This window comes from uncultured Mailhella sp., assembly GCF_963931295.1.
GTDB lineage: Bacteria > Desulfobacterota > Desulfovibrionia > Desulfovibrionales > Desulfovibrionaceae > Mailhella.
In genome coordinates, this window is the sequence record NZ_OZ007001.1 from 1,999,786 (window position 1) to 2,019,218 (window position 19,433).

Here is a 19,433-nt window from a genome sequence, read left to right on the forward strand (position 1 = left end):
GGATCAGTATTCAGGTTCGACGCGACGGGTGCCGTTGGCTCCCACGACGATGCGCACGCGTTGGCCGGGAGTGATGTAGGGATCCTTGCCCTGAACGATGACTTCTTCGCTGCCGTTGTCGTAGCGCACGGTGATCTGCAGGCCGGTCTGCTGCGAGGCGAGATTGCCCGCGCCTGCGCCTGCTGCGCCGCCGAGCAGCGCGCCGCCCACGGTGGCGAGGGTGCGGCCGGAGCCGCTGCCTATGGTGCTGCCGATGACGCCGCCAGCAATGGCGCCGATGACGCCGCCGACGGTCTGCTTGGAGCTTGCGCCGCTGTTGATGTTGACTTCCCTGACTTCCGTAGCCGTGGCGCGGTACACGGTAAAGGACTGACGCGCTTCACCGGCGTTGTAGTCGTAACCGCCGAGCTGCGGTCCGCATCCCGGAAGCGCGGGAAGGGCGACCGCCATGGCTGCGGCCAGAATCAGGGCCGACGACTTACGAAAACGCATAACAGTCTCCTGTAAAGACGAAGTGGAAACAAGAGTGCTTCCATCATAACCAGCTTGCGGGGAATGTCCAGTTAAGAACGCCTTGCGCTGCTTCTGCACGCGGAAAATCCGGCTGGCCCTGCGCCTGCGGCGGGGCGGTCGTTCGTTCTGCACCTGTTCTGTGTGCGGACAAAGGCGCGGCGAAGAAGTTGCACGGCATTAAATAAAAGACCCCGGCAAGCCGGGGTGGAACAAGGCTGCTTGGACAGCCTCAGCAACTAGTAGCGGGGACGGGGAGCACGGGGCTTCGCTTCGTTCACGCGCAGGGTGCGTCCGCCGAAGCTGGTGTTGTCCAGAGCTTCAATGGCGGCAGCGGCCGCGGGATCTTCCATCTCGACAAAACCAAAACCACGGGCACGCCCGGTTTCACGGTCGCTCACCAGCTTTACGGAGAGCACGTTGCCGTAAGGGGCAAAAAGATTCTGAACCTGCTCTTCGGTGGCGGACCAGGGAAGATTCCCGACATAAATAGACTTGGCCATGAGAAAAACCTCACACAAAAGAAATCTAAAACCCACACCCTGCTCCGGCAAACCGATTGCCCAGAGTGTCTCTCCTGTCTATCAGCTATGCCCCAACGGCAAGATCAAGTCAATGCGTCTTTGGTATTTTTTTCTCATTTTATCAGCCCGGAAAGTTCTTTTTTTCCCTGTTATTGCAAATAAATATGCCGTGTCGGAAAGAAATCTGGAGAGAATTTCAGATATTTTTTGGGGAGGAGAAGAAATATGCCTCAGATAGCCGGAATCAGTGCGCCTCAGAGCGCATCCCCTGCGGAAAGGGCGGGCGGGTCGAAATATCGGAAGAAAAATAAATGTTGAGTGATATGAGTGAATTATACTTGTGCGTCTGAGCTTGTGAATGAAGTCGTGAACGGTGCGTTCCGCGCGGCGGGCGGTTTTGCGGCGCACGGAGCCGCCAAAAGGGCGGCTGAGCCGTTTTCGGCGCGGGCAGGCGCGGAAAGACGGCCGATTTACGGCAGCGCGAGTCGGACAGGGGAGCGGCGGACGGCGCAGGATTCATGCAAGAAAGAGGCGGCACGCGGCATCGGCGCTCAGACGGAGGAAGGTTTCGGAGGCGGGCAGTTCTTGGCTGGCTGCACGGCGCTCGGCGCGCAAGCGGAGAACGGGCAGGGGGGGCTGCCGCCGCGGGCCGTGCGCGCCAAAGGAAGCAGCGGCGCTTCGGCAAAAGGGCGCGCCTCTTCCGGCGAAGGTCAGGACTGCCGACGCTTGAACAGCTTTTCGAGATCGGCCTTTTCCAGCGTCACGGCGCAGGGTCTGCCGTGGGGGCAGAAGTCCGGCGATTCCGTGCGCAGCCACTGCCGGATGAGATGCATGGCGTCGTCGGGCGTGAGATGTTGTCCTGCGCGGATGGCCGTGGCGCAGGCGTGATGAATCCACACGCCCTCCAGATCGTCCACGCGTCCGGAGAGCGCCTCGCGCAGAAAGGCCGAGGCTTCGGCGCGATCCATTTCCGGGGGCATGGTCTGCACGAGGCACTGATTGCCCCGGCACGAGGTTTCAAAGCCGAGCTTGAGCAGGTTGTCCCGAATCTCCAGCAGGCGTTCCGTCTCCGCGGGGTGCAGATCCATCTTGAGAGGCACGAGCAGCGGCTGCGCCACGCCGCGCGAGCCGCCGTTGCGGAACTTTTCATAGAAGATGCGTTCGTGCATGGCGTGCTGATCCAGAATCAGCAGCGTGTCGTCGTTCTGGGAAAGCACGAGATAGGTGCGGGCCACCTGACCGAGATAGCGGAAGCCGCGCAGGGGCGAGACGTCCGCGCTCTGCTCTGGGCGCGCCTCCGGCAGCGGGAGATCGAGAGGCTTCGGCGCGGCCTTGATTTCCGGCGCAGTCGCTGTTGCCTCCGCAGGCGTCGCAACGGGCGCGGAGGGCGCAGGCTGCGCTTCGGTCGTCAGGCTTTCCGAGGACTCGACAAAAGGTTCGGCGTCTTCCGACTCCCGGTTCACGGGAAGGGGCGGCACGGATGCGGAGCGAGGATGCGGCACGGCAAAGCCCGTCTTTTCGCGGACGACGCTTTTGTTCGATCGCCCGGTGACGAAGTCCCGTTCGGGCATGCTGCGTTCGCGAAGTCCTGCGGGGCCGTCGTCCTGAAAGTCAAAGGACGCGCGGGGCGGCGTTTTCTGCTTCGGCATCACGCGCACGGCGTCGGCCTCGCCCCAGAAGCCCAGCGGGCGCGCAGGGCGTTCCTTTTCCTGCACGGCGGGGGCGTCCGCGCGTTCGGCAAAGCGTTCGGAAGCGAGCGGCACGCCCGCAAGCGCGCTGCCCACGGCGCGCAGCACGGCGGCGAACACGGTCTGCTCGTCGCGGAAGCGGACTTCGTTCTTGGCGGGATGCACGTTGACGTCCACTTCCTCGGGCGGCATGTCGATGAACAGCACGGTCTGCGGATAGTCGCGGCTGGTGAGACGGCCCTGATAGACCTGACGCACGGCGCGCATGAGCAGCCTGTCGTTGACGGCGCGGCCGTTCACGTAGAAGAGCATGCGGTCGGCGCGCGGCTGTGAGGAGCGCGGATCGGAGGTGAGACCGTGCAGATGCATGCCCGACGTCGTCACGTCGAAGGGACGCAGGGCGTCCACCACGGCGGGCGGCCACAGCAGGGCCATGCGCTGGGCGAGCGTCTGCCCCGCCTCGAAGCGGACGAGCTCCCGGGAACCGGCCTTGAGCGTGAAGCCGACGTCCATGCGGGCGAGGGCGAGTCTGGTGAAGAGTTCCTGCGCTTTTTTCTGCTCTGTGGCGGGCGTTTTCAGAAATTTCAGTCGTGCAGGAATGTTGGAGAACAGCTCGGAAACTTCCACCACGGTGCCCTGATTGAGCGCCGCCGGGGCCACGGAGCGGATGGAGCCGTAGAGCACGTCGATGCAGAAGGCCTCGCCGGTGGAGCCGTCGTCCTCCAGTGGAGCGGAGGTCATGCGGAAGCGCGACACGGACGCAATGCTGGGCAGGGCCTCGCCGCGGAAGCCGTAGGAGCGGATGTTCATGAGATCGGCCACGTCGGCGATTTTGCTGGTGGCGTGACGGGTCACGGCGAGCTCCAGCTGATCGCCGCTCACTCCGCGGCCGTTGTCGGTCACGCGGATCATGGTCTGACCGCCGTTTTCCAGTTCCGCCAGCACGCTGGTGGCTCCGGCGTCGAGGCTGTTTTCCACAAGTTCCTTGACCACGCTGGCCGGACGTTCCACCACTTCGCCGGCGGCGATCTGGTTGGAAAGTTCGGGAGGAAGCAGGCGGATGATTTTTTGGGCGTTCGTGTTCATGGGAGTCCTTTGCTTGAGTGACGCGCGGCGTTGCGATTGATATTTTCGGGCGAAACGTCAGGAAGTCAAGACGGGGAAAGAGAAGCGGCGCGTCGGCGGAAAAGAGGGGCGGCTGTTGCTGATCGTCGGAATCGCCCGGCGGGCCGGGAGCGTTGCGGGGAGAGTCGGGGTGAAGCTGCGGCAGAGGGGCGCGGGAAAAGGGGAAAGACAGGCGGCGGGCCGTACGCGGCGCGTGAGGCGTGGGAACGTTCGGCGCGCCGGAGCTGGACAAACGCGGCAGACCGTCACGGCGGGGGAAAAATTGCGTTTTTCAGAGGAAGACGTCAGCGGTAGGAAACGTGCTTCGGCGTTCGGCAACGCGCGCTGCCCTTTGTGAGCGTGAACCGCCGTTTGTGAGCGCGCCGCCGGGAGGACGCACAGGGGCGCATTTCTGGGATCGCCTCGTCCTGGGAACATCTCGTCCGGAGCTCCGAGTCTTGGGCGCGCAACACCCTTCGGGCTGCCGGGTCCTGGACTGTTGCCGCGCTCCGTTCGGCGCGCGGTTCCTTCCCGGGTCGGGCGGGCGCTGATGAGGAAAGTGCGCCTTGCGGCGGGATCAGGCGGATTTTTTGGCCTTGCGCTGACGCGGCGGCTGACTGCCGCCCTGACGCAGCATGTGGAAATACAGTTCGCGTCCCACCCAGGCGTCGGTGGCGGCGTATTTTATCTGCTGCACGGTGAGTTCGTGGTTTTCCCAGTTGGAGCACTGGGCGCTTTTGCTGATGCGGAAGCCCAGCAGATTGGCGGCCAGAGTGCGCAGGCCCTGTGCCTGAATGCCGCGCGCGCGGGCCATGGCGGCAAGGTCCGCCACGCCGTCGGCCGCAAAGGGATGAATGCGGGCAAGGGCCTTCATGTCGTCGTGAATGGCCACGCCGGCCTTCAGCACGCGGGGAGAGGAAAGCAGTTCGGCTACGTCTTCGGAAAAAGGCGTGTGCGTGAGCTGAATGAGGTACACGGTTTCCGCCGTGGCAAGCTGAATGAGGGCCGGGCGGCAGGTCTTGCCCTTGGTGAAGGTGGGGCGGGTCTCGGTGTCGAAGCCGAGCACGTTTTCCTGCCACAGATCGTTCAGCGCTGCGGCCAGCGCGTTTTCGTCCTGCACGAGCACGACGGGACCTTCCCACGCGCGGAGGGGGAGAAGGTTGATTTCCTCCTTGCTCAGGGACGGCTGAAGAACGACGGGCGAGAGCGACTGTCGATGCGGTGCGCGGGACGGGGAAGATGCGTTGTTGCCGGACATAAATAATACCTTTCTGGCGAGACTAGCATGGAAAGACAGAGGGGGCAAGCCGTCTGCTGCCGCTCTGGCGGAGTCCGTGGGGGAACGTATGTTCTGCCGGACAGTTACGGTAAAAATAACGATACGTTATGCAAAAACTCGCCGGCATGCGTTCGTTTTCCCCGGTATTGCCGGAGCGCGGAGGCGGCAAGCGTTCCTTCAGGCTCTGTTCGTCGTCTGTTGCCTCTCGGGAGGCTTATGCGTTGCAGAGATTGAAGACAAATATTCCGCCTCCGGACGCCGATGAGAGTCCGGAGGCGGAAAAACGCGTCGATGACGCCATCTTCAAGAATCGCGCAGGGCGTTGTTGCGGCGATTCTGCCGCGTTTCAACATTCGACAAGAAAGCCGCTGCGGCAGCATGCCTGTTTTTTCCGGCAACGTCGCGCGACGGCGCAGAAAGCGCTTCCGTTTTCCGCGCGTCGGCATTCATGGGAGACCGGGGTGCGCGCTGTTTTGCCGGGTTACTTGCCTATGCAGAAGGAAGAGAAAATGGCGTTCAGCGTGTCTTCCGTACTGTTCAGACCGGTAATGTCCGCCAGATGCGCGCTGGCAGTTTCCAGATGGATGCTGCAAAGATCCGGCGGCACGGACAGGGCGATGGCCTTTTTCAGCGCTTCGAGCGCTTCGAGCGCCCGGCGGAGCTGACTTGCCTGACGGAGATTGGGCGCAATGTCGCCTTCTTCCGGCGTTTCGTCCTTGAGGCAGAGGCGTCGGATGGCGGCGGCAAGTTCGTCCACGCCTTCGCCGCTGCGTGCGCTGACGGGCAGCACGTCTGCGCCGTGGAAGCGGCGCGCGCTCTCCGGCAGCGGGCAGAGATCGGCCTTGTTCCAGACCACGAGGCAGCGTTCCGGCCCCAGTTCGTCCACGAGCGCGCCTTCGGCACGGAAGGTGTCGTCGAGGTCTCCGGCTTCGCGGGAGAGCGAGCCGTCGAGCACGAGCAGCACGCAGCGCGCGTTCTTCGCGAGTTCGCGGCCGCGGCGCATGCCTTCAAGTTCGATGCTGTCTTCGCTGTGATCGCGCAGCCCTGCGGTGTCCACAAGGCGCACGGGCAGTCCCGCCAGCGTGGTCTGTTCTTCAAGATAGTCGCGCGTGGTGCCCGGCTTTTCCGTGACTATGGCGCGCTCGCGGCCGAGAAAGGCGTTCATGAGGCTCGACTTGCCCGCATTCACCCGGCCGGCCAGAACCACGAGCGCGCCTTCGCGCCAGCAGCGGGCCCTTTCGTATCCGGCGAGCAGCGCGCGGATGCCCGCGGCCACTTCGTCGGCAATGGCGGTGAACTCCTGCGGCGGCAGGCATTCGCCCTCTTCGTCGGGAAAGTCGATGGCGAGGCAGACGCGCTGCCGCAGATATTCGAGCCTTTCCCGCAGCGCCTCCACCCGGCGGCCGAGAAGACCGTCCAGCTTGGCCGACGCGAGGTACACCCCTTCGCGCGAGGGCGCGGCAATGATTTCGGCCACGGCTTCGGCCTGGGAGAGATCCATGCGCCCGTTCAGAAACGCGCGCCGGGTGAACTCGCCGCGTTCGGCCATGCGCGCGCCGCGCGAGAGCGCGGAGTCGAGCAGCGCGGCCAGCACGGCCGGGCCGCCGTGCCCCTGAATTTCGGCGCAGTCTTCGCCGGTGAAGGAATGCGGCCCGGGAAAGAACACCACGAGCGCATCGTCCGCTTCGCGGCCCTCGGCGTCGAGCACGTGACCGTGATGCAGCATGCGCGGAGTGAAGTCCCGGAAGTTTTTGCCCGCAGGGCGGAACATGGCGCGCAGGATGTCGTGCGACTTCGGGCCGGACAGGCGTATGACGCCGACCCCGCCGGCCCCGGGAGCCGTGGCCACGGCCGCTATGGTGTCCGCCGCCTCGAAATGTCCGTCGGCGCTCATTTGTCGAGCTCCGCCTTGATCATGGAGGCCAGCGCCGGATCTTCGCAGATCCGGGCCGCAATTTCATAGTTCTCGCGGGCCTTGCTTTCCTGCTTGAGGTGGTAGCGGTAGATGACGGCGAGACTGTAGCGGGTGGCGGCGTCGTCCTTCAGGCTGATGGAGCGCTCAAGCTGCCTGGCGGCTTCATCCCATGCGCCTTCGCGGGAGAGAAGCACGCCCATGATGTAGGGCGGTCTCGCGTTCGACGGCGCGGCGACGAGCGCGCGTTCCGTCATGCTTTTGGCGCCTTCGTTGTCGCCCTGCTCGGCGAAGATGCGGGCGATTTCCAGCAGCGTGTCCACGTCGTTGGGGTTGTCCTTCATTTTCTGCATGAGGCTCATCACTGCCTGCCCCTGCGGGGAGTCCGCACCCTGTTCCATCATGCTGCGCGGCGCGTCCGCGGCGGCGGAACTTTGCGCGGCACGCTGACGGATGAGCGGATGATCGCCCATGCGCCAGGCGATGGAGAGCGCGAACATGACCACGATGCCGAGCCCGAGAGCTCCCAGAACGATGCGGCGGGAGGAATTAGTCATGGTCGGCCTCCCACTGGGAAAGACGACGTTCAAGCCTCTTCTGTGAGGCGGCAAGGAAGGCCGTGTACAGCCCGAGTCCTATCCAGAGCGCGGCGTTTGCCGCCATAAGCCAGGAAACCGCAGTCATGGTATGTCTCCCCGCCTTTCGGCGCAGTATCAGAGTTGTTCGTTTTCGGAATCGGCCATCATACGTTCAAACATCAGGGCGTCGAGCCTGCGGCCGAGCGCCATCTGCCGGTAGCGCACCAGCAGCAGGGCGAGCCACAGCACGCCGAAGCCCGCCACGCATGCGATGACGGCCACGGCCATTTCGGGTTCGAGTCCGCCGCCCTGTGAGGCGAACACCGCAGGATGAATGGATCGCCACAGTCTGGCCGACAGAAACACCAGCGGCACGTCGAGAAAACCGGCGATGGCCACCACGGAACACAGCGCCGCGCGGCGGTTTTCCGGCATGGGCATGGAGCGCAGCGCCATGCAGCCCGCGTAGATGAACCACAGGATGAGGGCCGTGGTCAGGCGCGGATCCCACGTCCACCACACGCCCCAGGAGTGTCGCCCCCAGATGGAGCCCGTAATGAGCGTGAGCGTGCAGAAGAGCATGCCCAGCTCCACGGCGGAGGCGGAAAGCAGATCGTACTTCGGGGCGCGGGTTTTCAGGTACAGCGCGCCCGCGACGCAGGCAAGGCCGAAGCTGATGAGCCCCCACCAGGCCAGCGGCAGATGAATGTAGAAGATTTTCTGGGCCATGCCCATGACCTGTTCTTCAGGGGCGTACACAAAAATGAGCCACTGACACGCGGCGAGGGCAAGGCCGCCGAGGAGGGCGAGAATGGCGGTGCGGGAATGAAGCATCAGTCGTCTCCGCTGTAAACGAAGGGAAAGAGAAGAAGCCCGGCGGCGAGAAACAGTCCGTCGAAGGCGGCGGCAAGACCGATCCAGCGCAGGGCGTCGTCGAGCATGGGGTCGGGGTCGATGCCCATGGAAACAAGACGCACGCCGGCAAGCAGCATGGGCACAAGCAGGGGAAAAAGCACGATGGACAGCAGCGACTCTCTTCCGCCGCGCCCCACGGAAAGCGCGCCGAGCAGGGAGCCGGACGCCGCCATGCCCACGTCGCCGAGGGCGATGCCCATCAGCGCGAAGAGCCAGGCGGAGCCGAGATGCTGACCGAGAAAGACGAACACCGCGGGCACGAACACGCACTGCGCCACGGCCATGAGCAGCAGCCCGGCAAGCGCCTTGCCGAGCCACACGCCCTGCACGGGCGCGGGGAGCAGCACGAGGCCGAGTCTGGCCTGAGCGGTTTCCTCCACGGCGTAGAGCATGTTGAAGATGAGCACCTGGCAGAAGGCCGAGGCCAGCCAGAACATGGCGGCGGCCGCCTGCGGACTGAGTCTGTCCCCGGCGTTCAGCGACAGGCTGAACAGGAACACGAGCAGCAGGCCGAGCAGCAGAGCCTGCATGAGGCCTGCGCCGCGGGAAAGAACGAGCTTCAGATCCTTGCCGCAGAGGGCGAGAGCGCACTTCAGCATGAGAGTCCTCCCGCTTCTTCTTTGAGAGACCTGTTTTCCAGCGTGAGTATGCGGTCGGCGTGACGGGCGTCCGAGGCCGTGTCGTGACTTATCCAGAGCACGGCCGCGCCTTCGCTTCTGGCCTTCAGCATGAGTTCCATGAGCATGCGGCGCGAAGAGACGTCGAGGCCGGTGGCCGGTTCGTCGAGCAGAATGAGCGAGGGTTCGGAGAGCAGCAGACGGGCAAGATTGAGCCGCTGCGCCATGCCCCGGGAAAAGATTCCCGCCCGCTCATGGGCATGTTTGGCGAGTCCCACGGTTTCCAGCGCCCTGCGGGCGCGCTCCACGGGACGGTCGAGCCCTGCGGCCCGGGCCCAGAAAAGCAGATTTTCCTCCGCGTCCAGCCCCGGATAAAGGAAGGTGGCGTGCGCCATGTACCCGAGCTTTTCTTCGGGCACGAGGCGCTTCACGGAACCGGCGTCCGGCTTCGTGAGGCCCGCCATCACGCGCATGAGCGTGGATTTGCCCGCGCCGTTGGCTCCGGCCAGCAGGCTGAGCGTGCCCGGCATGAGCGCCACATCGACGCGACGGAACAGCAGCCTCGGACCGAAGGCCTTGGCCACGCCGCGAAGTTCCAGAAGAGGGCGAACCTCGTCCATGTCAGTTGTCCGCGCCTTCCGGCTGATCTGCCGCGTCCTGGGGACGGCGCCTGCGGCGCAGGCCGAGCAGCGGAGCCAGACTCATGAGCGCGCCGCCTATCCACAGCCAGTTGACCAGCGGATTGGCGCTCATGCGCAGCACGGCCTTCGTGCCGTTCACGCCGAGCAGGGTGGCGTAGAATTCGCTGCCGAGGGAAGGATGCGTGGTGGCTTCCGAAAAGGCGTAGCGCGGGAACTTGTCGTACAGGCGGCGCTGCGGCGACACCGTGCCCACCACGCTGCCGTCGCGGGAGAGCTGGAGCTCGGCTTCGATGAATTCAAAGGTGGCGTCCCGGCCTTCGTAGAGATTGGAGAGCGTCACGGTGTAGGGGCCGACCTGCGCCGCAGCGCCGCGGGCGAGTTCCAGTTCCACTTCCTGCTTGTAGGGGCCGGAGAAGGAAATGCCGAGGGCCACGAGAGCCACGCTGACGTGGACGAGACAGGCCATGAGCGAAGGCATCCACGCGCGGGTGGATTTTTCCGCGAGCAGCAGCGCCATGCTGACCAGAAGGGCCACGCTGAGCGAGGCGCTCATGAGCGGCAGCGCCTGCTGCACGCCCGTGCGCCAGAACACGACGAGCGCGCCGAAGAAGGCGGCGAGCACGATGAGCATCTTGCGCCAGTTGCGCAGACCGCCCTGCCAGCGAAGCCAGGGGCAGGCCACGAGAATGGCCAGCATCACGGTAAAGAGCGGCAGGCAAACTCGGTTGTAGAAGTGCTGATCCAGACCGACGGGGCGTTCGGTCCAGAGCTTGCTGATGACCGGCCAGAGCGTGGCGAGCAGAATGATGAGGCCGAGGGCCATGAGCAGCCACACGGTCATGACCACGAAGCCTTCACGGGTTTCGAGGCCGCCGAGCTCGCGGTTGCTTTCATCTTTGGCGAGCGCGGAGATGAAGGTGATGACCACGAGGAAGGCCAGCACGAAGAAGAGCAGATAGGGGCCCGTGCCGTTGCCGCCGAAGGCGTGCACGGAATTGACCACGTCGCCGCGCACGAGATAGGTGGCGAAGAAGGCCGAAACCGTGGTGAGGCTCATGAGGAAGATGTTGACGCGATGCAGCTTGCCGCGTCTTGTTTCCACAATGCCGGTGTGCAGGGCGGCCGTGCCGATGAGCCAGGGCAGAAGCGAGGCGTTTTCCACGGGGTCCCAGGCCCAGTAGCCGCCCCAGCCGAGTTCCATGTAGGCCCACCAGCCGCCGAGCACGATGCCCGCAGTGAGGAAGAGCCAGCCGGTGAGGGTGAAGGGACGGGCCACGTCGAGCCAGTGCATGGGATCCTTTTCGGAGCTCATGGCCTGGGCGAGGGCCAGACAGCCGGGAATGACGAAACCGCCGTAGCCGAGGAAGAGCAGCGGAGGATGGAAGATCATGCCGGGGTTCTGCAGCAGAGGATTGAGGCCCTGACCGTCGGCCGGAGCGGGCACGGTGACGAGGAAGGGATTGCTCCAGGTGGAGAGCAGCAGGCCGAAGAAGGCCATGATGGCGAGGAAGAACACGAGAAACCAGCTTCGGGTTTCCAGGGAGAGGCTGCGGTAGGTGCGGGTGAAGAGAAAGGCGGTGCCGCACACGGAAACCATGAGGGCCCAGAACATGAGGGAGCCTTCATGTCCGCCCCAGAAGGCGGTGCAGCGATAGAAGAGCGAGAGGGCCCTGTCGGTGTAGCTTGCCACGTAGTCCACGGAAAAGTCGCTGACCACGAGGGCGTACATCAGTACGCCGGAGGCGGCGAGCAGACAGAGGGAGCCGAGCCCCTGGGCGTATTCGAGCCAGCGCAGTTCGGAATGCCTGCCCTGCCAGAGCTGCGCCGTGCCGATGGCCGCGCCCGCCAGAGAACAGAACAGGGTGACGAGAAGACAGATATAGGCGGCAAGATACATGAAAACTCCTGAAAGACGGAAGGAAAACGGGCGTGAGGGAGCCGGGACGACAACAAGGGAACGGTTTCAGGCCGTTCCCTTGTTGTCAGGCGTGCTCCCGATTGCTTTTTTCATACTTGGAGGGGCACTTGGTCATGAGCGTTTTCGCTGCGAAGTCCCGCCCCTCCATGCGGCCTTCGACGATGACTTCCGCGCCTTTTTCAAAGGTGTCCGGCAGCGCGCCGCGATAGTGTACCCGGATGACCTTTTCGGGATGTTCCAGATCGCGCAGCGTAAAGCTCGCGCCGAGGCCGTTCTGCGCCTTGACGATGTCGTCGGAGGCTACGCCGAACAGTCTGGCGGACTTCAGTTTTTCCGAAGGCATGGCCACGGCCTCGGATACGTTGAGATGATACATGCTGCCCTCGGACAGGGCAGACCAGAGCATGAACCCCACGCCTCCGGCCAGGAGAACGAAAGCCGTGAGATAGATGCGGAGATTGTTTTTCGCGGACATGTTTCACCTCCTGAGGATGCCTCGAGCATCGGTCAGGTTGCTGCCGTTTTCAGTGATTCCGGTCACCGGGGAACGCGGAACAAAGGAATATTATTTTCGTTCCGTGAGAACTCTGACAGATTTGATGCACTCTTGCAAGTAGGAATTGTTCCTGTTTAGTGTTCATCGACGTGTTTGTTCCGCGCCGAGGCCGTGGTTTTGGCGCGGCGGCTTCTGGCCACGGCGCGCAGATCGGCGGCCACGTCGCTTTCGTCCACGATTTCGCGGCCGAGCAGCTCTTCCATGACGTCCTCAAGGGAGATAACGCCCGCGAGTCCGCCGTATTCGTCGAGCACGGCGAAGAGGTGCTGATGCCGTTCCAGAAACTCGGCGAGCACCTTGTCGAGGGTGAGCGATTCGAGCACGAAGTGTACGGGCTGCATGATTTCGCCGAGCTTCATGCTGCCTTCGTGGGCGTCGCGATGCAGCACTACGTCGCGGCGCAGCACGAGGCCCACGATGTCTTCGTTGTCTTCGGCGTACACGGGAATGCGGCTGAAATGCCAGAACGAGGGCATGGCGTGGGCTTCGTCCACGGTGCAGTTTTCCGAAAGGGAAAACACCACGGTGCGCGGGGTCATCACGTCGTGGACGCGCTTCTGATCGAGGGCGAGAATGTTGCGGATGGCCGTTTCCTCATAGCCCTGAATCACGCCCGCCTGCCGCGAGATGCGGGCCATGGCGTTGATGTCGTCTTCGGTGGCTTCGGGGCCGGACTTCTTGGGCGTGATGAGCCGGGTGATCTGTCCGGAAAGCCAGGTGGCCGGGCGCAGAACGACGGTCATGCCGAAAAGGGGAAGCGCCAGCAGGCGTCCGAGCGCGCCGGGATAGGAGACTCCCAGCGTTTTGGGAATGATTTCGCCGAAGAGCAGCACGAGCACGGTGAAGAGCGCGGCGAAGTAGGGCATGTTTTCCGGCCCGAGGGCCGAGGCGGCCAGCGCGCCCGCGAGCGACGCGCCCGCGGTGTTGGCGATGGTGTTCAGCGTGAGGATGGCCGAAATGGGCTGATCCACGTTGGAGCGCATGTGATACAGGATCTTGCCGGAGCGTGAACCTGATTCCTTCATTTTTTCAAGGGTGGTCCACGGAATGGAGTAGAGCATGGCCTCCATGGTGGAACAGAGCGCGGAAATGGACAGGGCGAGAACGATGGTGATGATGAGGGCGGTCATGGCAGGGCCGGGGTTGAAGGTTAATGCGCGTCATTCTAGCCGAAGAAGGCGGACACGGCAATGGGATTGCCGCGCAGCCTCGCGAGGCGTCCGCAGATTTTTCCGAAGCGGCGAAAGGCGTGCGCGTTTTTCAGATGAAGCGTCGGAAGAGAAAGCGCGGCAGACCCTCCGGGGAAAGGCGTCAGGGCAGGGGTTCCATGGAGCAGTTGGCGCAAAGGCCCTTGCGTTCGAGGCAGCGGCTGCCCCATTCGTACATGGATTCCAGCACGGGACGTATGCTCCGCCCGAATTCGGTGAGGGAGTATTCCACGCGCGGCGGAATGACGGGAAAGATTTCCCGGTGCACGAGACCGTCGCCTTCGAGTTCCCTGAGCTGCTGGGTCAGCATTTTCGGCGTGGCCGCGGGCACGGCGCGGCGCAGCTCGGAAAAGCGCATGGGCCCGGAAGAAATCAGCTTCCAGAGAATGAGAGTTTTGTACTTGCCGCCTATCATGCCGAGCGTGGCTTCCACAGGGCAGTGGCGTTCTCCGTCGGCCGTCGGCGCGGGCCGGGCGCAGCAGCAGGTGTTCATTGCCGTCATAGCGGTATCCTCCAGGATACTATATACCGAAAAAGTACGTTCTTGCTTATAAAATATTCATAGCTATACAAGAAACGTAAGTCAAACGAAGCCGCGGCGACGCGCTGCGGCGATCCGAAAGGAAAAAGGAGATTCGCCATGAAGAAAGTCATTTGCATTGAAGGCATGCGCTGCGGTCACTGCACCTCCAACGTGGAAAAGGCTCTGCGCGGCATTTCCGGCGTCAGCGACGTGAAGGTGGAACTTGAAGCCAAGACCGCCACGGTGGAAGCCGCCGATTCCGTGTCCGACGACGCGCTCAGGAACGCCGTGGACGACCTCGGCTTTGAAGTCAGGCAGATCCGCCAGGCGTAACGCGGCTCTTCCGGCGGAAGTTATGTTTTGCGCGGCTTTCGGCCTGAGCCGGAAGAAAACGTCAGCCTGAACGCGCAAGTCATCGTCGGGGCCGGTCGCCCTTTCCCTGCGGCGACCGGCTCCGAAAATCTTCGGCGCGGGAAGCTGTATCGGCCACCTGCCTCCCTGCGTTTTTGAACGCCCGTTTGAACCTGAACCTGCGGCCTTCGCGCCTCGGCGTCGTTTTTGCCGCGCACGGAAGGCGGACGCAGGCACATTTTTTGCGGCGAGTCGGTGCTCTCCGGTCCGCCGAATCGTTTTCGCGCCTTCGGCGCTGCAAAAGCGCAACCGTCATTAAGTGAGAAGTGCTCCATGAACAACAATCCCGAGATACTCAGGTTCCGCATCGACGGCATGGCCTGCGGCGCCTGTTCCGCCCGCTCGCAGAAGGCGCTCTGCAAGATGAAGGACATAGACAGCGCCACGGTGAGTCTTGCCGACGGCACCGCCCAGGTGCGTCCCGCGGAAGGCGCGCTGGACAACGGTCTGGACGCCTTTATTCAGGAAGTCACGGACAGGGTGGACAAGCTCGGTTTCAAGGCGTCCTATCTTCCTCCGGACGTGGACGAACACGACTTGTGGGAAAGCGAGCAGGAAAAGACCAGAGCCGACCTTGCCGTGCGCCGCCGTCATCTCGTCACGGAATTCATTTTTGCCGTGCCGCTCGTGGCGGTGGCCATGGGCAGTCACTGGGGCATGCCGCTGCCGTCGTGGCTTTCTCCCCACGACAGCCCGCTGATCTTTGCCCTGTTCCAGCTTCTGCTTGCGCTGCCCATCATCTGGTCGGGCCGCGATTTTTACCGTCACGGCATTCCGCTGCTTCTGCGCGGCGCGCCCAACATGGATTCCCTCGTGGCCATGGGCACGGGCGCGGCGCTGCTCTACAGCCTGTGGAGTACGCTGGAAATCGCCGCGGCCGCCTCGCCCGAGGAGGCGCATCAGGCCGTCATGGGCCTGTACTACGAATCCGCAGGCATGCTCATCGCCCTGATTTCTCTGGGCAAGTATCTGGAAGCCGTTTCCCGCACCAGAACTTCGGAGGCCATCCGCGGCCTCATGGAGCTTACGCCCGAACAGGTGGAGCGCATGCTGCCCGACGGCGGCGTGAAGGAAATTCCCGTGCGGGCGGTCATGCCCGGCGACAGGCTGCTCATCAAGCCCGGCTCGCGCATTCCCGTGGACGGCGTGGTGGCGTCGGGCGCGTCGTCGCTCGACATGTCGAGCCTGACGGGCGAATCCATGCCCGTGGACGTGGCGGAAGGCGACGAAGTCAACGCCGGCACCCTGAACATCAGCGGAGCTTTCGTCATGGAGGCCCGCCGCGTGGGGTCGGACACGGCCCTTGCCCGCATCATTCATCTGGTGCGCGAGGCGCAGGGGTCCAAGGCTCCCATTGCGGGACTGGCCGACCGCATCAGTCTGTATTTCGTGCCCGCGGTCATGGGCGTGGCCACGGCGGCGGCGCTCGCCTGGCTGTTCTTCGGCAATCTGCCCTTCGGCGACGCGCTGCGCGTGTTCGTGGCCGTGCTTGTGGTGGCCTGCCCCTGCGCGCTCGGTCTTGCCACGCCCATGTCCATTATGGTGGCCACGGGACGAGGCGCGCAGCTCGGCGTGCTCATGAAGAACGGCACCGCGCTGGAAGCGTCCGGCCATCTCGACACCATCGTGTTCGACAAGACGGGCACGCTGACGGAAGGCAGTCCCCGCCTGGTCAGCCTGCACGCCGAAGGCATGGACGAAAACGAGGCGCTGGCGCTGGCCGCGGCGCTGGAAGCCGGTTCCGAGCATCCGCTGGCGAGAGCCGTGCTCGGGGAAGCGGAAAAGCGCGGCCTTTCGACCTCGACCGTGGAGGACTTTTGCGCCGTGGGCGGCGCCGGCGTGACCGGCCGCGTCGAGGGACATGAGCTTCTGCTCGGCAACGAGCGCCTGCTTGCCGATCACGGCGTGACGCTTTCCTCCGAACAGAAGGCCCTTGTGGTTTCGCTGGCCGACGACGGCCAGACGCCGCTTCTGCTGGCCCGGGACGGCGCGCTTGTCTCCGTGCTCGGGGTGGCCGATCCGCTGCGCGAGGAAACGCCCGGCGTGATCCGCGATCTGCGCGCCATGGGCTGCCGCGTCATGATGCTGAGCGGCGACAACGAACGCACAGCGCGGGCCGTGGCTTCGCGGGCGGGCATCGACGACGTGGTGGCGGGCGTGCTGCCCGACGGCAAGGAAAAGGTGGTGGCCCGGCTCCAGTCAGAAGGCAGACGCGTGGGCATGGTGGGCGACGGCATCAACGACGCGCCTGCGCTGGCCCGCGCGGACGTGGGCATGGCCATGGGCTCGGGCATCGACGTGGCCATGGAGGCCGGAGACGTGGTGCTTCTGCGCGGCCTGCCCGGCGTGAAGACGGCGCTCGGCCTCGGGCGCGCCACGCTCTCCAACATCCGCCTGAGCCTGTTCTGGGCCTTTGCCTACAACGTGCTGCTCGTGCCGGTGGCGGCGGGCGTGCTGCTCCTGTTCGGGGGCCCGGCCATGTCGCCCATGCTGGCGGGCGCGGCCATGTCGCTTTCTTCCGTGTCCGTGGTGCTCAACGCCCTGCGTTTGAGAACCTTCCGCTGATTGCGGCTGAACGGTAAATGAACGTCCCGGCGGCGCTTGTGCTTCCGGGACGTTTTTTTTCGGCTTCTGTCAGTAGCCAAGGTGCCGGGACATGGTGCCGGACGGGCTGAACATGACCGGTCATGCTGAGGGCGAATGCCTATGGCAGGGGAGCATAGGCTCTGTCCCGGGCCCGAGGCGGTGCCTGAAGGCCGAAGCGTCAAAGGCTGCTGGAAAAGCCGGGACCGCTATTCGTGCAGGGCAAGGGCGTGCAGTTTTTCAAGATCGAGAATAATAAGTTCTGTTTTTGTAAAACATTGTAAAATAGATTTTTCCTTGAGCTGTGTTATGATGTTTGACATGGTAACCTTATGCATGTTGAGCAGCAATGCAAGTTCTGTTTGGGTGATATACGGATGGATTGTTTTCTTTTGATGGATTTTATACATTTCATATATGAATAAGCATACCCTGTTTAACGGTTTTGTATACATGTTTATGCATGACATTTTTGAATAACACAGGTCTTTTACTGCCTGAGAATAGATAAGATTTTTTATAAGCTGTGGATTGATATTTAGAAGATCTTCAAAGGTAATATTTTGTGGAAAAATGTATAACTCTGAATCTTCTAGAGCCTTGATTGGCATCGTCTTGAATTGTCCTTCTGTGATAAAGAAGGCGTCATATATGAGTGCTCCCGAGAATATGAAATGAGGTGTAAATACCTTTCCTTCTTCATTGAGCTGATTGATACATATTTTACCTTTTTTCAGATAGATGATAGGAGCAATGGCATCAACATCAGGATAAATGATATCGCCTTTTTTGAGCAGCATCATAGATGCAAGATCAAGAATATGTTCCCATATATTGCTTGTATTGCATATGACTCCCGGCATGGAGTGCAGAGGCGGACATGCAGAAGCGTATTCAGGAAATGTCCGTGCAGTATAGGCTTCTGTTGCAGACGTGTCGAAAAGCAGCTCGGATAAGAACATGGGGAGATTCCGTGAGCAGAAAAGTTTGAAACCGACCTTTCCTGAATGAACAGAAAAGGCCGGAAAAATGCTGTATATGTCAGAAAGTTACATGAGTCCGAGGGGCCTGGCAATGATCAGCATAATGAGAGGCATGATGATGACCCAGGCTATGGAAATGAAAATACCGGGTTTGAACATGTCTCCCATTTTATAGTAGCCGGAGTTGTAGGAAACCAGGGAAACGGGATCGAGAGGAAGCAGCAGGGCTGCCGATACGCTGAAGGCCATGGGCATGGCCAGAATGGCGGCATTGGCGCCCAGAGATCCGGCAAGCGCCACGAGCGCGGGAAGCATGACGGCCACAATGGCGGTGTTCACGGGAATGATGAGATGCACAAGCACGGTGAAGGCGGAGATGACGGCAATCATCATCCACAGCGGCATGTCGGCAATGCCGCCCAGGCAGTTCGCTGCTATCCAGGATGCGGCTCCCTGATCCCAGAGCAGCACGCCGAGAGAATTGGCGGAACCGACGACCATAAGAACTTCCCATCCTATTTTATGGCCGTCGCTGGCCCAGTCGATGAGCCCCACGCCGGGAATCAGGAACAGCGTTGCGCCGAGCACGCAGACGACGGGAAGCGGAATGTTGTGAACTTTGTCCGTCATCCACAGGATCATATTAATGAGGAGAATAAGGAGAAATTTCCATTCCTTGGCCTGAAGTTTGCCAAGCTCCTCATATTCCTGCTTCATGTCTTCCATGCCTATCAGGCTGTTCATTTCCGGCGGGTATACCTTGATGGTGAAAAACCAGGCGATAGGCGTGAGAATAAGAACCATGGGCATGCCAACACAGGCCCATTCCAGAAAGGAAATGTTGACGCCGGCGGTATCCTTGAGCAGGCCTATGGTCATGGCGTTCATGGAAGAGCCAGCGGGAGTGCCGACGCCGCCGATGAGGCAGGCAAAAGGCAGACCTATCATCATGGCGCGTCCGAAGGAGCTTTTGTGCTGTACGCAGTCGTTGTTCTGGAGAATGACGAGCGCAACGGGAAGAAGCATGGCCATGACGGGAATATCGGCGAGAATGGAGGAGAGAAGGCCGCCCGCCATCATGAGATAGAGCAGAAGCTTTTCCGGTTTTCCATGAGATTTCACGCTTGCCCACAGGACGATGCGGCGACTGAAGCCCGAGTTCTGAAAGGCGATGGACACGACGAACATCGCAAAGACGAAGAACACCGTGGGCGTTGCAAAATTGGCCATCATCTTCGGCAGGGGAGCAATATGGAAGACGGCCGGAAGCACCGTGAAAAGAATGGCGGCAAAGGCGATGGGAAGAACGCCCGTTACCCAGAAGAGCACCGCGGCAAGCATGAAAATGATGGCGGAATGACCGTGGGGAGTGAGCCCTTCAGGGGTGGGGAGCAGATACAGGATGAAGGAGAGAAGAACAATACCGAGGAAGCTGAGAAGTTTTTTCTGCATCATTGTTCTCCTGGAGAGAAGGGGCGGAGCG

Annotated in this window: 19 protein-coding genes; 2 read left to right on the forward strand and 17 right to left on the reverse strand. The window is 62.3% G+C overall.

The window, feature by feature from the left end; all coding sequences use genetic code 11:
• Positions 1–3 precede the first annotated feature (3 nt).
• The 15 genes from ABGT79_RS08345 to ABGT79_RS08415 form a co-directional block, all read right to left on the reverse strand.
• Positions 4–492 carry a glycine zipper 2TM domain-containing protein gene (locus ABGT79_RS08345; protein WP_294484962.1) on the reverse strand — a complete coding sequence of 163 codons (489 nt, stop codon included), beginning with the start codon at positions 490–492 and terminating at the stop codon, positions 4–6.
• Between the two features lie 257 nt (positions 493–749).
• Complete coding sequence (locus tag ABGT79_RS08350) at positions 750–1,013, reverse strand: RNA-binding protein (protein WP_294484960.1); 264 nt, start codon at positions 1,011–1,013, stop codon at positions 750–752.
• 731 nt (positions 1,014–1,744) lie between these two features.
• On the reverse strand, positions 1,745–3,808 hold the full coding sequence (gene mutL / locus ABGT79_RS08355; RefSeq protein ID WP_346665794.1) for a DNA mismatch repair endonuclease MutL: 2,064 nt from the start codon (positions 3,806–3,808) through the stop codon (positions 1,745–1,747).
• 595 nt (positions 3,809–4,403) lie between these two features.
• A complete protein-coding gene (locus ABGT79_RS08360) occupies positions 4,404–5,084 on the reverse strand; it encodes a 3'-5' exonuclease (protein ID WP_346665795.1) in 681 nt (226 codons plus the stop codon).
• 324 nt (positions 5,085–5,408) lie between these two features.
• Positions 5,409–5,555: a hypothetical protein gene (locus ABGT79_RS08365; protein WP_346665796.1), complete on the reverse strand. Its 147-nt coding sequence runs from the start codon at positions 5,553–5,555 to the stop codon at positions 5,409–5,411.
• Between the two features lie 31 nt (positions 5,556–5,586).
• Positions 5,587–6,999: a tRNA uridine-5-carboxymethylaminomethyl(34) synthesis GTPase MnmE gene (gene mnmE, locus ABGT79_RS08370; protein ID WP_346665797.1), complete on the reverse strand. Its 1,413-nt coding sequence runs from the start codon at positions 6,997–6,999 to the stop codon at positions 5,587–5,589.
• Positions 6,996–7,574 carry a tetratricopeptide repeat protein gene (locus tag ABGT79_RS08375; protein WP_346665798.1) on the reverse strand — a complete coding sequence of 193 codons (579 nt, stop codon included), beginning with the start codon at positions 7,572–7,574 and terminating at the stop codon, positions 6,996–6,998. Before ABGT79_RS08375 ends, mnmE begins: the two co-directional genes overlap by 4 nt.
• A complete protein-coding gene (locus tag ABGT79_RS08380; RefSeq protein WP_294484950.1) occupies positions 7,567–7,701 on the reverse strand; it encodes a CcmD family protein in 135 nt (44 codons plus the stop codon). Before ABGT79_RS08380 ends, ABGT79_RS08375 begins: the two co-directional genes overlap by 8 nt.
• A gap of 29 nt (positions 7,702–7,730) precedes the next feature.
• Positions 7,731–8,429, reverse strand: a complete 699-nt coding sequence (gene ccsA / locus ABGT79_RS08385) for a cytochrome c biogenesis protein CcsA (RefSeq protein ID WP_346665799.1) — start codon at positions 8,427–8,429, stop codon at positions 7,731–7,733.
• Positions 8,429–9,109, reverse strand: coding sequence for a heme exporter protein CcmB (locus ABGT79_RS08390; RefSeq protein ID WP_346665800.1), 681 nt, complete (start codon positions 9,107–9,109; stop codon positions 8,429–8,431). Before ABGT79_RS08390 ends, ccsA (ABGT79_RS08385) begins: the two co-directional genes overlap by 1 nt.
• Positions 9,103–9,747 (reverse strand): ABC transporter ATP-binding protein, encoded by a 645-nt coding sequence (locus tag ABGT79_RS08395; RefSeq protein WP_346665801.1) that lies wholly within the window; start codon positions 9,745–9,747, stop codon positions 9,103–9,105. Before ABGT79_RS08395 ends, ABGT79_RS08390 begins: the two co-directional genes overlap by 7 nt.
• Before the next feature lies 1 nt (position 9,748).
• Positions 9,749–11,665 carry a cytochrome c biogenesis protein CcsA gene (gene ccsA, locus ABGT79_RS08400; protein ID WP_346665802.1) on the reverse strand — a complete coding sequence of 639 codons (1,917 nt, stop codon included), beginning with the start codon at positions 11,663–11,665 and terminating at the stop codon, positions 9,749–9,751.
• Between the two features lie 85 nt (positions 11,666–11,750).
• A complete protein-coding gene (locus tag ABGT79_RS08405; protein ID WP_346665803.1) occupies positions 11,751–12,161 on the reverse strand; it encodes a cytochrome c maturation protein CcmE in 411 nt (136 codons plus the stop codon).
• Between the two features lie 155 nt (positions 12,162–12,316).
• The gene (locus tag ABGT79_RS08410; protein ID WP_346665804.1) at positions 12,317–13,372 is read right to left on the reverse strand and encodes a hemolysin family protein; all 1,056 of its coding nucleotides are present in this window, start codon (positions 13,370–13,372) and stop codon (positions 12,317–12,319) included.
• A gap of 181 nt (positions 13,373–13,553) precedes the next feature.
• The gene (locus ABGT79_RS08415; RefSeq protein ID WP_346666659.1) at positions 13,554–13,943 is read right to left on the reverse strand and encodes a helix-turn-helix domain-containing protein; all 390 of its coding nucleotides are present in this window, start codon (positions 13,941–13,943) and stop codon (positions 13,554–13,556) included.
• 147 nt (positions 13,944–14,090) lie between these two features.
• On the opposite strand from ABGT79_RS08415, the gene ABGT79_RS08420 reads away from it, so the two are divergent.
• Together ABGT79_RS08420 and ABGT79_RS08425 are read left to right on the forward strand one after the other, a co-directional pair.
• Positions 14,091–14,306 carry a cation transporter gene (locus tag ABGT79_RS08420; RefSeq protein WP_346665805.1) on the forward strand — a complete coding sequence of 72 codons (216 nt, stop codon included), beginning with the start codon at positions 14,091–14,093 and terminating at the stop codon, positions 14,304–14,306.
• Positions 14,307–14,657: 351 nt separating this feature from the next.
• Positions 14,658–16,949 carry a heavy metal translocating P-type ATPase gene (locus ABGT79_RS08425; RefSeq protein ID WP_346665806.1) on the forward strand — a complete coding sequence of 764 codons (2,292 nt, stop codon included), beginning with the start codon at positions 14,658–14,660 and terminating at the stop codon, positions 16,947–16,949.
• 227 nt (positions 16,950–17,176) lie between these two features.
• On the opposite strand, the gene ABGT79_RS08430 is transcribed toward ABGT79_RS08425, so the two are convergent.
• Both ABGT79_RS08430 and ABGT79_RS08435 read right to left on the reverse strand, forming a co-directional pair.
• Entirely contained in the window at positions 17,177–17,929 is a 753-nt protein-coding gene (locus tag ABGT79_RS08430) for a Crp/Fnr family transcriptional regulator (RefSeq protein WP_346665807.1), read from the reverse strand.
• A gap of 87 nt (positions 17,930–18,016) precedes the next feature.
• Entirely contained in the window at positions 18,017–19,402 is a 1,386-nt protein-coding gene (locus ABGT79_RS08435; RefSeq protein WP_346665808.1) for an SLC13 family permease, read from the reverse strand.
• Between the last annotated feature and the right edge of the window lie 31 nt (positions 19,403–19,433).